Source organism: Mucilaginibacter sp. P4_E8, assembly GCF_056401495.1.
Window position 1 is genome coordinate 1 of record NZ_JBFUJG010000064.1, and the last position, 13936, is coordinate 13936.

Below are 13936 nucleotides of genomic sequence, written 5' to 3' on the forward strand. Positions count from 1 at the left end.
GAAAATAATATCAGCCGAATGTTTTTGCCTGATATGTACCAGTTCATGCCGTATAATGATATCGCTGCCTGCTGTTTTTGTGCCGATAAACAGGTAATTAAAAAACGAAAAGGCGGTATTTGAACCATCAATGCCTATCAATTTATACTTATTATCAACCAGGGCAATGGTTGTGCGGGTCATTTTGATCAGCCTGAAAATTTTAAATAGCAGTACTAATGCTAACACTATAACACCAAGCAGGTAGGTATATAATAGTACATCATCCACAGTAATATGGGTAATAAGGCTCACCGGAGAATCTTCGGTTGCTACGGATTTTAAGCCACTGGGTGCAAGAAGCACCACTTTTACAACTCCTGATTCAGCCGGTTTTAATGTGCCGATTTGCATTACCGGTAAAAGGAACGATAGGATACAACTAAGCAATAAGTAAGCCCTGTTCAGTGTATAATAGGTTTCCTTATTTAAAAACAGGCAATACCCGGTATAAAATACTACGAGGTATAAATTCGCTTCGAGCAGATAATGCAGCCAGTTCATGATTTTTTATCTTTAAGTTGATCAATTAAGGAGGTTAATTCGTCCAGTTCCTTTACGCCGAGCTTCTTTTCGTCAACAATAAACGATACCAGGCTTTGGTATGAATTGCTGAAATAGTTTTTCATCATCTTATCAAATGTGAACTTTTTGTATTGATCGTCGCTAATGAGCGGATAGTACACATGCGAGTTTCCGTAGGCTTTATGATCAATAAAGCCTTTGCCTTCCAGCACCCGCACCACGGTTGATACGGTGTTGTAGGCCGGTTTAGGATCGGGCATTTGATCAATAATATCTTTTACAATAGCTTCTTTTAACTGCCACAGTATCTGCATGATCTGTTCTTCTGCTTTGGTGAGTTCTTTGATATTCATAGCAAACTATTTTTATAGTTACATAAAGGTAAAACTATTTTTATAGTTTGCAAACTATTTTTGTAGTTTTTTATTTATACTAATATTTTTAGGATTTTTTATACATTAGAGACGGAAAATGGATTTGCAGATAAGCATATCTAAGATCTAATACCCGCATACCTAACAATAACCATGTCACTACATCATAGAATAGCTTTATCTTTTGTTAAAAATCTGGGCCCGGTATCCGCCAAATCATTGATTGCTTATTTGGGGAGCGAGGAGGCAATTTTTAAAACTTCTGTAGCCAAAATGGTTAAGATACCAGGTATTGGTGATAAACGTGTTGCTATGTGGGATTTTGATGATGCCTTAAAAAAGGCCGAAAAGGAACTTCTGTTTATTGAAAAGCATGGGATAGAGGTGATCTTTTACACCGACAGCCGCTATCCCAAAAGGTTAAAAAACTGTGGTGATTCGCCGGTATTGCTATATGCAAGGGGTAAGATGGAACTAAACCCGCCACATATTATAAGCATAGTAGGTACCCGCAACGCTACAGACTATGGCAGGCAACTATGCAAACAACTTATTGAAGAATTACAGCAGTATAATGTGTTAATTGTAAGCGGTTTAGCTTTGGGTATTGATGTAGCCGCCCATAAAGAATGCCTGCGGCTTAATATGCCGACTGTAGGGGTGCTTGGCCACGGGCTCGACAGGCTTTATCCCAGCCAGAACCGGGCCACTGCCGAAAAAATGCTTGAAAATGGTGGCCTGTTAAGCGAATATCCGTCAGGTACCATACCTGATAGAGAAAACTTTCCGCAGCGTAACCGTATTGTGGCGGGTATTGCCGATGCTACTGTAGTGATAGAGGCCGGCATAAAAGGTGGTGCATTAATAACTGCCGAAATAGCTAACTCCTACAACCGGGATGTATTCGCATTTCCCGGCAGGTTGGGTGATGATTATTCTGAAGGATGTAACTTCCTGATCCGCAATAATAAAGCGGGGTTGCTTACCTGTGTTGCCGACCTGGCTTTTAGCTTAGGATGGGAGAAAACAGACCATGCCAAACCTGTTGAACAATTTGTTTTACCCCTTGATCTATCGGCAGATGAGCGGTTGATATTTGACATTTTACAACAACACAAAACTCCTTTAGCTATTGATGACCTGACCATAAAAGCAAATATGCCTATGAGTATGCTGGCAATGAACCTATTGAATATGGAAATGCAGGGCTATATCCGCTCCTTACCCGGGAAAACTTATAGGATAAGTTAAGGGTTTTGAATGTATGCTCAGATGATTAAAACAAGTAACCTGATAATACAACAGTAATAATTTAATTATCAGCGCAAATAAAAAAAGGAGCAAAGCTCCTTTTTTTATTGTTTTTTGGGTAAGCTTAAAAAGCGTAACCTATTGAAATTCCAAAAACGCGGGTTTTTAGTTTGCCACCATCGGCATTTGGTGCTATGTTTGATAAGCCTAAATCATAGTTGACATTAAAAAGCAACCCGGTTTTTAATTTAATACCGGCTATGGCATTTGCGCCATATTCCATTGATTTAATATCACCGTCATCACCAAATTTAATGTCCTCGCTTATCGAATTTCCTTCGGCGTCAGAGCCTTTAACCTTGCCAGAAATACCTTTTGCAACATAAGGGCCTGCTCCAAAGTAAATGTCGCCAACTACAACCGGTACATGATATACCAGGTTTACAGGTAGTTGTAAATAAATTAAATTGAATTTTCCGTCGCCTTGTTCAATGTTGGAATCTTCGGTATCAGAAAAAACACCGCCAAATTTTCCGCCTTTACCGCTAAGATTCAAGGCTGGTTGTAAAGAAACGTTGCCAAATTTAAAGTCGACAAAAACACCGGCGTTAAAAGTGGTCAGGGTACCTGAATTAACACTGATGTTGGTACCGTCAAGCGACACATGTAGTGTTGAAAAGTTGGCGCCGCCTTTAATTCCGAAAGTTGGTAATTGAGCAAAAGCTGCCATTGAAGAGCCTGCCAAAAGCAAGGAAAGTAATAGTTTTTTCATGTAAAGTGAATAAGGTTATTTAGGCGACAAAAGTAATTAAATAAATTAACAGCAAGAAGTTGTCGATATTTAATGAATGATTAAACTGTAACTATCTGATTGAAAGGTGTTTATTACTTGATCGGGAATTGAACGATGGTATCTTCGGGTTAGCCAAAAATCAACGAAATCATGTCAATCACCCTAATCAACGGTCAAGAATCATAATAATCCCTTAATCCTATAAATCAAGGTTCAGACAAAAAACCGCACCTCGATCCCCGAAACCCGCACCCCCTTCCTTACCCTTTAGGCGAATCGTAAAAAGTTAAATGTCCATCTTCGGTGCTGATAGAGCGCCAATCGTCGTTATCAAAGCTGATCAATGCTATGGCGCAGGTAGGTACATCACGAATTTGCCCGGTGAGGTAATGTAATAGCTGGCTTATCCCCGGATTATGCCCAACCAGGCCAATAAAATTATATTCATTTGGCAGGTTATTGATCACATTTACCAGTGTCAGTTCGTTGGCTTCATATATCCTTTTATCCGTATCGGCGGGGGGTAAATGCAGGTGTTCTGCAAATATCTGGGCTGTAGTAAGTGTGCGCAGGGCCGGACTCGTTACGATAACCTCCGGAATGCTGGCCTGTCTTTTTAAAACATTCGCCATAAATAAAGCATCCTGCATTCCTGATTGCTTTAAAGGTCTTTCAAAATCAACATAACCGCTTTCATGTGTAGCTTTAGCATGACGAATTAAGAGCAGATTTTTCATGTGACCCCTGTTTAATTTTGTTAATAATCTTATTTTATTATAGTTGCAGGCAGATACTTATAGAAGTATAACAACAGCTAATTTCAATAAGTTTTTTTTAATAACATAAATAAAAACAGGGCTATTCTATTTATTCACAAAATGAACAATGCCATCTTCGGGCATATCATTCATGCACTTAAAATGGCCAAGCGGACACTTTTCTAATCCGAATTTGGAGCATGGACGACAGGACAGATCAATACCGGCAACCAAAACATCTTTAACCATGTAGGGTTGTACGCCCAGCAAATCGGGTACGGTACCACCCCAAATTGATACAATGGGTTTATTAAATGCTTCGGCAATATGGGTTAGGCCGGTATCAAAACCAATGATAATTTTAGCCTGCGATACCAGGTACACCGATTCATCAAGTGATGTAATACCACATGCATTATAAACAGGTGTGCCAATTGCTCCGGCAATAATATCGGCATTGGCCTTAACATCATTGCCACCCAGCAGTACCACCGGGCTATTAAGCTGCCGGCAAATGCTGATAATCTTGTCATTAGGCATTCTTTTGGTAAAATGAGTGGCTCCAATTACAAAGGCGACATATGCCTTTTGATGCGTGGGGGGCAGCAAGTTGTTTAACTGGTGCTCTGCTTTTATATAGTAGTCAATAGGCTGGCCGTCATTAACCACACCTAAAAATTTAACAGTTTTGAGGTAACGGTCAACCAGGTGAATGGGGGGTATCAGCTTTAGTTTAAACTTTAAGCTAAGCCACTTTTTTAGCGGTTGTTTTTGATAGGTTGATGACCGGATGCCTGTGCGCAGCTTGATGATAGCGGTACGAAGGTTGTTGTGCAGATCGATAATATAATCGTATTGCTCTGCCTTTATTTCCTGAATGGTTGCTGATAATGTTGATTTTAACAACAGTAGCTTATCAACATAAGGATTGTTATCGTATATATATTTAAAGGCGGGTTTGGTTAAAAAATGAACTTCGGCTCCGGGTATTTGCTTTTTTAGGCAGCGTACAACAGGCGTGGTATAAATAATATMGCCCATCGAGCTAAAGCGGATCACCAGTATCTTCATTTTTTTGCCTTATCAGGTAATTTGGTTCCTGATCTTTTCAATTATGGAAGTTGACGAATACCCTTCCACAAAATTAATTGTTTTCACCTCGCCGCCATTTGCTATCACTTCCTTTGCGCCTACAATATTTTCTACCGAATAATCTGCACCCTTTACCAATATGTCGGGTAATAAGGTACTGATCAAGTGCTGCGGTGTATCTTCTTCAAAAACCACTATAGCATCTACAAAAAATAAGGCGGCCAATATAGCGGCCCTGCTGCTCTGGTCATTTACCGGCCGGCTTTCGCCTTTTATGCGTTTAACCGAACTATCGGCATTTAAGCCGATGATGAGCTTATCGCCAAGTTCGGCCGCTTTGGCCAGGTAAGTGATGTGGCCAATATGCAGCAGATCAAATACGCCATTGGTAAAAACAACTTTTTTGCCTTCACTTTGCCAGCTTTGCAACTGTTTTTTAAGCGATGGTAGGTCGGTTATTTTATCAGTAAGTATTTTTTCGAGGTCGATTCTCATATTCTTTTATTTGTAGAGACGCATCACATGCGTCTTTTTTTATATAGATTAATCAAATAAATCATCAACTGCCTGGCACATAATATGCCCAATCAGTATATGCATTTCCTGTATACGTGCTGTAGTATTTGAAGGTACGATGATGTTCAGATCGCAAATTCCGTTCATTTTACCACCATCCCGGCCCGATAATCCCAGCGTTTTACAGCCAAACTGGGTTGCAGTTTCAAAAGCATTCAAAATACTCTGGCTATTTCCGCTGGTTGATATACCGATAAACAGATCACCCGGCCGCGCGAATGCCTCTACCTGGCGCGAAAATACCCTGTCGAAATGATAGTCGTTAGCAATAGCCGTAAGTGCCGAAGTATCAACGGTTAACGCTATACCCGGAAACGCTTTTCGCTCCTTTACAAACCTGCCTGTTAGTTCGGCCGCCAGGTGCTGGGCATCGGCAGCGCTGCCGCCGTTACCGGCAAACAAAACTTTGTTACCGTTTTTTAATGTTGTGGTCATTAACCCGCAGGCTTTTTCAATATCCCCAACCAGGGTATCAATTACCAGCTGTATAGTGCGTTGATGATCTTTAAGTGCGTCTAAAACCATGTTCTTTTGAGGTTCGTGTTTCGTGTTGTGAGGTTCGGGATGTACGTGCTAACTTTTAAATTTTACGTCTTTTATCCTTTATCTTTTGTCCTTCAGTTTTACCTTTCGCCTTTAACCTTTTAGCTTTCAGCCTTCAGTTTTACCTTTAACCTTTCGCCTTTAACCTTTTACCCCTTCTCTATATCATTAATTATTTCGTCAATAGTGGTAGTGGCACTGCCTACCTGGCGTATTACAATAGCGGCGGCATGGTTTGCAAGTTCACAGGCTTCTTCAATAGTTAAACCTGCCGCTATAAAATAGGCGATAGTAGCAAGTACGGTATCACCGGCGCCGGTCACATCAAAAACCTCGGTGGCTTTAACGGGTAACATCTTGTGTGTTAGCTCACTTAATATTACCATACCCTCTTCTGATAAGGTTACTACCAGGTATTCAGTTCCGGTTTGCTCAAAAATAGCTTTTGCTGCCTGTTTCAGGCTTTCAATCGAGTCTATTTTCTCGGTTTTAGCTGCTTCGGCCAGTTCTTTACGGTTAGGTTTTATAATGTAGGCGCCTTTATATTTTTCATAATTTAATCCTTTAGGATCAATTATTACTTTTTTGCCTTGCTTGTTTGCCGCGATTATTAATCGTTGTGTTAACGCCGGCGAAAATAATCCCTTATTATAGTCAGATAATATCACCATATCCACCTTTTCTATATAGCCACTCAGGTGACTAACCAGTTCATCAGCAATATCATCTGATACGGTAGCGGTGGTTTCCCTGTCTATCCTTACCAGTTGATGGCTACCGGCTAAAACCCGGGTTTTAACGGTAGTAGGGCGGGTGTTATCTTTAATAATGGTATGTGTTTCTACACCTTCATTGCTCAGTATTTCAATGATCTGGCTACCGGCTACATCGTCGCCTATTACACCAGCCACGGTAACCTGTGCACCTAATGCCACCAAGTTTTGTACCACATTCCCCGCGCCACCAAGCGTAACAGATTCGCTTTTTACATTCACGATGGGTACCGGTGCTTCGGGCGATAACCGGCTGGCATTGCCCAGTATATAATGGTCAATCATCAGATCGCCTATAACCAATATAGCCGGTTTTTTATTTGACGATTGTATAGAACGTACTTTATCTATCATGTATATCTTTGTATTGGGGGCATTAGTCAATAAGTCTTTCGTCATTAGATCATTAAGTCAATGATCCTTTGTCCTTCCGTCCTTTATCTACTTCACTGCCGACCTCTTTTTTTCAAAAACTTTCGAAATTTCCTGTAACGATAACGCGTTAAGGCACATTTCCTTATATAGGCCGCCTTTACGGGCTGCTAAAACGCCGTAATGCATGTCTAAAAAGCCCTCTACACGGTGGGCATCGGGGTTAATAGATAGCCAAACACCTTTTTCCAGCGCATACTGGTGCCAGCGCCAGTCCAGATCAAGCCTTAATGGGTTAGCATTAATTTCAATCACCACATTGTTGGCAGCACAGGCATCAATTACCTTTTTATAATTGATGGGATAACCGCTGCGGCTTAACAACAACCGGCCGGTAGGATGGCCAAGTATAGTGGTATACGGATTTTCAATAGCTGTAATTAACCTTGACGTAGCTTTTTCCTCATCCATTTTAAGTATGGAATGCACGGATGCTACTACAAAATCAAACTTTTGTAAGATCTCCTCCGGGTAATCAAGCGAACCATCATATAAAATATCCGACTCGATTCCTTTAAATATATGAAAACCATCCAGCTTTTTGTTCAAATGGTCTATTTCTTCCTGCTGCTGTAATACCCGTTCAATGCTTAATCCTTTGGYATAAAAGGCGCTCTTGCTATGATCGCACATGCCCAGGTATTCCAGTTTTAAATTATCGCGGCAGTACAGGGCCATTTCTTCCACGGTATTTACACCATCGCTCCAGGTGCTGTGGTTATGCAAACTGCCTTTAAGGTCGTGGGTAATGATCAGGGTTGGCAGTTCATTCTTTTCGGCCTTTTCAATAAAGGTGGTGCCTTCGCGCAGTTCGGGCTGCATCCAGGACAGGCCGGCTTTTTTATAAATAATTTCTTCACTCTCGGGCTGATCAAGGGGCGTATTAATACGTTCCAATATCGCCTGAACATGATCGTCGGTACCTGTGTTCAGGAACAGTTCACTAAAATAATCAGCCTTATCAACGCAAATAATATCAACCAACAGGCCGTTTGGTAATTCGCCTGATATATGGTTCTCATTTAGCGAAACATTGCTGATAATGTTGGATTTTAATAAAGCCTGGTGTGCAATTTCATGATTAACACTACCCAACACGATCACAATTTCGGTAATGATTTCATTTAACCTGCGAAACTCACCTGCAAAATGTTTCAAAGCATCCGGGAAAATGGCTTTAACCTCATCCATGAGCTCTTTGGCCTCTTTTTCAACCTGGGCAAAAAGGAATTTGCCATTGCTGGCCATCCTAAACTCAATAGCTTTACGAATCTCTTCCTGGGTTTTAAGGCCAAAACCTTTGGCCTCGATCAGGCGGTTCTCGTTACAGGCATAAAAAAGTTCCCCTGTGGTTTCAATACCCAACTCGCGCCAAATAATGGCCACCTTTTTAGCGCCTATACCTTTAATGCCCATCATCTCTACCACGCCGGGCGGGGTAGTGGCCAGCAGATCGTCCATCTCGGCAATGGTACCGTTTTCAAAAAGCTCTATAATTTTGGAGGCAATACTTTTACCAATGCCATCAACTTTTTCCAATTGCTCCAGTGTTTTACCGGCAATAGGGAAGGGCAGCTTATCAACCTTAAAAGCAGCATTAGCTATCGACTTTATTTTAAAGGGATTAACCTCATGCAATTCCATGAGTTGCGATAGTAAACGAAGTGTGCGGGCTATGGGTTTATTTTCCATAATGATATTGAGGCCGTAAAAATACAAAAAGCCATTGGAATGATGGCTTTTGTGGCGGGTTTGTTTTTTTAATGATAATTTTCGGATGATGACTGTTTAGTGGATTTAAATAAAAGGTTACCGTTTTAAATTTTGATTTAGAGCTTAGTGTTTAGAATTTAGATTTTAGTATTTAGATTTTAGGATTTAGTATTTAGAATTTTTAAGTCCTGGGCGTTTCCCTGCGGGTCAGGCTTTCCGCTCATACGCCTGCAGGCCTTAGGCGCAGGGCAGGTATCCGCTGCAATCCTTAACGCACTTGTCTGAATCAGAATTTATAGAATTTATGAATTTACAGAATGAAAGTGCCATGCTTAACTCTAAACGTTGTTAAACTTACGAAGTTTTAAAAACTTCGTAAGTTTTAAAAGACACAATTAAATTGATAGCCTAAAATTACGAATAACCAGGGGCTAAATATTTCAGGTTTTCTTTAGCGTTTACCATAAAATAAAACTTCAATACATTTCCGTTATCATTAATAATTATATCAGTTATACCAAAATAGGTAGAGCATTTTTTAATCAGATCACAGTTCAACGCTATCATTTCATCTTTTGTGTTTTTAAACATTATTTTTTTAAAATCGGTGCTTATATATGTATCAACGATGAATAAATATCTCCAAACTTTTGCGACAACAAAATGCATCACAGCAAAGAAAAAATATATTAAATACATCAACCAAAAATTCATTGCAAAAACAAAAACAATAAAACAAGCATGCGTTATGATAAGTCCGCCCCCAAAAAAATAGCGCCAAAAAAATAAATTGTCCTTCGATATTTTTATCATAATTAACAGTGAAATAAATTATGTTTAACAAGTGACTGATATTATCACCGCACCCTCTAAAAATAAAAAAAACCGCCCATACAGGCAGCTTTTTCAATCAAAATATAATAGGAAAACTTATTTAATCACAATATCATAAGGTAGGCGGGTTTGCGGGGTACGCATCATTTGTGTTATACCTTTAATTTGTTCGTACACCTTGTAACTATCACCCAGTTCAGATTTCAGCATGCGGGTGCGTGCTTCTACAGTTACATCGCCGCTTAGTTGGTTAAGGAAACTTTTTTGCTCTGGATAAGCTACCAGGCTATAGCTCTTAATATTGGCCTTTTTTGCTGCCGATGCTATGGCATCATTAATATTACCAAGACGGTCGACCAGGCCAATTTTTAATGCCTGCGAACCAGTCCATACCCGGCCCTGGCCTATACTATTAATGTAGGCTTGTGTTTTTTTCCTGCCTTGGGCAACTGCTTTGGTAAAATCGTCGTACCCGTGATTTACATTATTTTGCAATATGAGCTTTTCATCGGGGGTTAAGGGTCTGTTAATATCACCCAGATCGGCATATTTTCCGGTTTTTACGCCATCGAACGTAACACCCAGTTTATCATTAAAAAGTTTTTGCATGTTAGGCAGTATGGCAAAAATACCTATAGAGCCTGTAATGGTATTGGGCTGGGCAATAATGGAATCGGCAGCACATGCTATATAATAACCGCCTGATGCCGCAACATCGCCCATAGAAACAATAATAGGTTTTACTTTTTTGGTAAGCATTACCTCGCGCCATATCACATCCGAAGCCAGTGAACTGCCACCTGGTGAATTTACGCGCAGCACAACCGCTTTTACTTTGTTATCCAACCGCACTTTGCGCAAGGCTTTTGATATTCTTTCAGATCCTATGGTATTATCATCTCCATCGCCCCCAGAAATTTCGCCCGAAGCGTAAACAATCGCTATACGGTTTTTGGACGACGACGAATCATCAAGCGTGTCTTTTTCAGTACTGCTCTTGGTATATTCGCCCAGTTCAATGCTGTTAAGGTCGCTTTTTTGTTTTGTTCCGGTACGTTTTTTCAGGTCGTCCAGTATCTCGTCCTTATATTTTAAGCCGTCAACCAGCTTTAATTTTAACGCATCTTCAGGGATCTGTACGCGCATTTGGTTGGCATAATTAAATAATGAATCTTTATTAATGCCACGGCTTTTGCTGATGCCGGTTAAATAATGATCATATAATGAGCCCAGGTAGGAGGTAACCTGCATCCGGTTGGCGTCGCTCATTTTAGTGAGTATCAATGGTTCAACAGCGCTTTTGTAGGTGCCTACTTTGATTATTTGCGCCTCAATGCCTAATTTATCAAGTGCGCCCTTTAAAAAGGTGATCTGGGAGCTAAATCCATGAAATTCAAAAATGCCCTTGGGGTTAATATACACCTTATCGGCAACTGATGCCAGGTAATAAAAGCCCTGGGTGTATATCTCGGCGTAAGCAACAACAAACTTTCCTGATTTTTTAAAATCTATCAAAGCATTGCGGATCTCTTCGGTAGTAGCCTGGCCCGATGTCATATAACTTTCATCCAGGAAAATACCTTTTATATCGGGATCGGCTTTTGCTTTCCTGATGTTGGCCAGTATATCATTAAGGCCGGTTGATTTATCCTTATCCAATCCTAAAAAACCTAATCCGGCCAAAGGATTATTGGGAGTACGTTCGGTTATTGGCGTTGTAAATGCCATATGCAGCACGGTATTGGGTTCAACTYCAACGGTTTTATCACTGCTTGCGGCGTATATTATCCCTGCTACAATAATAACTAAAATGAAAGTGGCTAACAGTATCCCCACTATAGAGGCCAGAACGAATTTGAAGAATTGTTTCATTAATGTTATAAATCTTTATATCTATGCAAACTTAGTAATTCAATACCGATAATGTTAAGAGCCGTTTCTATAATATTTGTTACAACATGAATAACATTTTTTTACTCATAGRCAGTAACCTGGGCGATAGGAAATTGTTTCTTAAACAGGCAATTAAACATATTGAGGCTGATATTGCCCCACTGGTAAAGGCATCATCGGTATATGAAACGCAATCATGGGGTAAAACCGATGCACCAGACTATCTTAACCAGGTACTTATGCTGCAAACTTTGCTCCCTGCGCAAGTGGTACTTCAAAAAATATTGGCTATTGAAAATCTTTTGGGCCGCAAGCGCGAAGAAAAGTGGGGTTCGCGCATTATTGATATTGATATTTTGTTTTATGGCGATGCCATTATTGATGAGCTCAATTTACAGGTGCCGCATCCCGAATTACATAAACGACGATTTACACTGGAACCCCTTGCCGAAATAGCTGCCGACTTTGTTCACCCGGTGTTGAGTAAAAATATTTTACAGCTTAAAAATGAACTTAAAGACAACTTGATTGTAAAAAAAGTATAAATTTATGTTTTAGTGAGTGGTTGATTGGGTGAGTAGCTATTAAAATTTACAATTTTGTTTAGCTGATGATACCATTTACTCAACTTAATCAACCACTCACGTAATCAACGCTCAATAAATATGTCAGATATTTCGCCCGATCAAGACCTTGATCTTTCCTTTTTATATGAAATTGCCGATGGCAGTAATGAGTTTATTATAGAATCAATAGGTTTGTTCCTGGAGCAAACTCCAGAGTTAATTGCTATTATTGGTGATGCCCTGGCTAATGGTGACTGGGACACTGCCTCGAAAACTTCGCACAAATTAAAGCCTAACCTTGGTTTTTTTGGTATGCCGATAAGCCAGGCAACTATACAAGAGGTTGAACTGGGCTGTAAAGCAGACGCTCCAAACTCTGCTGAAATATTTGAAAAATTTAATCAGGTAAAAGCAATTGTTAATGCTAACCTGATCACCCTTAAAAAAATAAAGGACGAGAAAGAAGCGGATTTGTAGGAGAGCTGAAAGCCGAAGGCGGAAAGCTTAAAGCTTAAAGCTTAAATAAGCGGAAGGCATAAAGCTTAAAGCAAATAATGTAAAAAATCAATTTAATTATAGGGGGCATAAATAGTTAGAGGCAAACAGATTGATTGCCTCTAACTATTTATGGAGATTTAAGCTTTGAGCTTTAAGCCTTCGGCTTTCAGCTTTAAGCTACTTCCTGTATTTTAAAAGTATAGCTTTCCATGATCAGGTTAGCTAATAGGTTTTTGCAGGCTTGCTCCACTTTGGTGTGTGCTGTTTCGGCGTTATCAGCCTCAATTTCAAGCGTGATATGTTTGCCTATGCGCACATTTTGTATTTCGGCTAAACCAAGGTTTTTCATGCTTCCGGTTACTGCTTTTCCCTGAGGGTCAAGTATTTCTTTTTTGGGCATTACGTCAATTTCAGCCTGGTACTTTGTCATTTGTGATTTTAAATTGAATTAAAGATAAGGTGATGTATATAAATATAACCACCGGAACTGCCACAAATTTAAAAAATAGAATCAGTATTGCCGAAAACAACAGCAGTAAATAGCGGAAAATGTTTTTATTAAAATCGCGGTTCTTGAATTTAAGCGACATAAGCGGTATTTCAGATACCAGCAAAATACACATCACTATAATTAAACCCGTTAATAAATAAGGATTTAGAATGTAGCGGGCTAAAACTTCGTATTGCTGAATAATTAATGGAAGCGAAGCTATGAATATAGCATTGGCTGGTGTTGGCAGGCCAATAAAACTATCAGACTGGCGGGTGTCATTGTTGAATTTGGCCAGGCGTAAAGCCGAAAATACCGTTATTGAAAATGCTATATAACACAAATAAGGGCTTATGTGGTCAATTTGCGGCGCTTTTAAGTATAGCTCATATAATATGGCCGATGGTAAAAAACCAAAGCTTACCATATCGGCAAGTGAATCCAGATCCTTACCTATAAATGAATAGGAGTTAAGCACCCTTGAAGCAAAGCCATCAAAAAAATCAAAAATAGCGGCCAGAAAAATAGCATATGATGCAACCAGCAGGTTGTCCTGAAATGCAAATACGATCCCTATACAGCCGCTGAACAGGTTGGCACAAGTAATGGCATTGGGGAGATGTTTCTTAACGCGCTTCTTCATTTCGGCTATGAAGTTATCAGGATTTTATTAACTATTTATGAAGTTACAGATAAAAATTTATATAGTGAATCAAGTATCAAGTAGTTAGTATCAAGTATCAAGATTTTTTGAAGATAGTTATCGCCGGTTGGGAAACTGTCTTG

At 39.8% G+C, this 13936-nt stretch carries 16 protein-coding genes; 3 read left to right on the forward strand and 13 right to left on the reverse strand.

Features of this window, described 5'->3' with window-relative positions; all coding sequences use genetic code 11:
- Positions 1–543, reverse strand: a 543-nt coding sequence (locus AC1DRQ_RS19665) for a hypothetical protein (RefSeq protein WP_477426482.1), incomplete at its 3' end; no start/stop codon positions are given.
- A complete protein-coding gene (locus AC1DRQ_RS19670) occupies positions 540–917 on the reverse strand; it encodes a BlaI/MecI/CopY family transcriptional regulator (RefSeq protein ID WP_429399248.1) in 378 nt (125 codons plus the stop codon). The genes AC1DRQ_RS19670 and AC1DRQ_RS19665, both read right to left, overlap by 4 nt.
- Before the next feature lie 174 nt (positions 918–1091).
- On the opposite strand from AC1DRQ_RS19670, the gene dprA reads away from it, so the two are divergent.
- Positions 1092–2189 (forward strand): DNA-processing protein DprA, encoded by a 1098-nt coding sequence (dprA, locus tag AC1DRQ_RS19675; RefSeq protein WP_477426483.1) that lies wholly within the window; start codon positions 1092–1094, stop codon positions 2187–2189.
- Between the two features lie 124 nt (positions 2190–2313).
- On the opposite strand, the gene AC1DRQ_RS19680 is transcribed toward dprA, so the two are convergent.
- From AC1DRQ_RS19680 to sppA, 9 genes are all read right to left on the reverse strand, one after another.
- Positions 2314–2961, reverse strand: a complete 648-nt coding sequence (locus AC1DRQ_RS19680) for a porin family protein (protein WP_429399250.1) — start codon at positions 2959–2961, stop codon at positions 2314–2316.
- A 281-nt stretch (positions 2962–3242) separates the two neighbouring features.
- A complete protein-coding gene (locus tag AC1DRQ_RS19685) occupies positions 3243–3719 on the reverse strand; it encodes a SixA phosphatase family protein (protein ID WP_429399251.1) in 477 nt (158 codons plus the stop codon).
- Between the two features lie 126 nt (positions 3720–3845).
- The gene (locus AC1DRQ_RS19690; protein ID WP_477426484.1) at positions 3846–4811 is read right to left on the reverse strand and encodes a glycosyltransferase family 9 protein; all 966 of its coding nucleotides are present in this window, start codon (positions 4809–4811) and stop codon (positions 3846–3848) included.
- Between the two features lie 12 nt (positions 4812–4823).
- Positions 4824–5327, reverse strand: a complete 504-nt coding sequence (rfaE2, locus tag AC1DRQ_RS19695) for a D-glycero-beta-D-manno-heptose 1-phosphate adenylyltransferase (RefSeq protein WP_429399253.1) — start codon at positions 5325–5327, stop codon at positions 4824–4826.
- 48 nt (positions 5328–5375) lie between these two features.
- Entirely contained in the window at positions 5376–5933 is a 558-nt protein-coding gene (gmhA, locus tag AC1DRQ_RS19700) for a D-sedoheptulose 7-phosphate isomerase (protein ID WP_477426485.1), read from the reverse strand.
- A gap of 167 nt (positions 5934–6100) precedes the next feature.
- Positions 6101–7123 (reverse strand): D-glycero-beta-D-manno-heptose-7-phosphate kinase, encoded by a 1023-nt coding sequence (gene rfaE1, locus AC1DRQ_RS19705; protein ID WP_477426486.1) that lies wholly within the window; start codon positions 7121–7123, stop codon positions 6101–6103.
- 42 nt (positions 7124–7165) lie between these two features.
- Positions 7166–8848, reverse strand: coding sequence for a helix-hairpin-helix domain-containing protein (locus AC1DRQ_RS19710; protein WP_477426487.1), 1683 nt, complete (start codon positions 8846–8848; stop codon positions 7166–7168).
- A gap of 435 nt (positions 8849–9283) precedes the next feature.
- Positions 9284–9682 carry a hypothetical protein gene (locus AC1DRQ_RS19715; RefSeq protein ID WP_477426488.1) on the reverse strand — a complete coding sequence of 133 codons (399 nt, stop codon included), beginning with the start codon at positions 9680–9682 and terminating at the stop codon, positions 9284–9286.
- A 117-nt stretch (positions 9683–9799) separates the two neighbouring features.
- The gene (gene sppA / locus AC1DRQ_RS19720) at positions 9800–11575 is read right to left on the reverse strand and encodes a signal peptide peptidase SppA (protein ID WP_477426489.1); all 1776 of its coding nucleotides are present in this window, start codon (positions 11573–11575) and stop codon (positions 9800–9802) included.
- Positions 11576–11661: 86 nt separating this feature from the next.
- Between sppA and folK the strand changes: the two genes are divergently transcribed.
- Positions 11662–12141, forward strand: coding sequence for a 2-amino-4-hydroxy-6-hydroxymethyldihydropteridine diphosphokinase (gene folK / locus AC1DRQ_RS19725; RefSeq protein ID WP_477426490.1), 480 nt, complete (start codon positions 11662–11664; stop codon positions 12139–12141).
- A 120-nt stretch (positions 12142–12261) separates the two neighbouring features.
- A complete protein-coding gene (locus AC1DRQ_RS19730; protein WP_477426491.1) occupies positions 12262–12639 on the forward strand; it encodes an Hpt domain-containing protein in 378 nt (125 codons plus the stop codon).
- Positions 12640–12832: 193 nt separating this feature from the next.
- Here AC1DRQ_RS19730 and purS read toward each other — a convergent pair whose 3' ends face one another.
- Both purS and pssA read right to left on the reverse strand, forming a co-directional pair.
- On the reverse strand, positions 12833–13090 hold the full coding sequence (gene purS, locus AC1DRQ_RS19735; RefSeq protein ID WP_477426492.1) for a phosphoribosylformylglycinamidine synthase subunit PurS: 258 nt from the start codon (positions 13088–13090) through the stop codon (positions 12833–12835).
- A complete protein-coding gene (gene pssA, locus AC1DRQ_RS19740; RefSeq protein ID WP_477426493.1) occupies positions 13071–13793 on the reverse strand; it encodes a CDP-diacylglycerol--serine O-phosphatidyltransferase in 723 nt (240 codons plus the stop codon). Before pssA ends, purS begins: the two co-directional genes overlap by 20 nt.
- Positions 13794–13936: the final 143 nt, after the last annotated feature.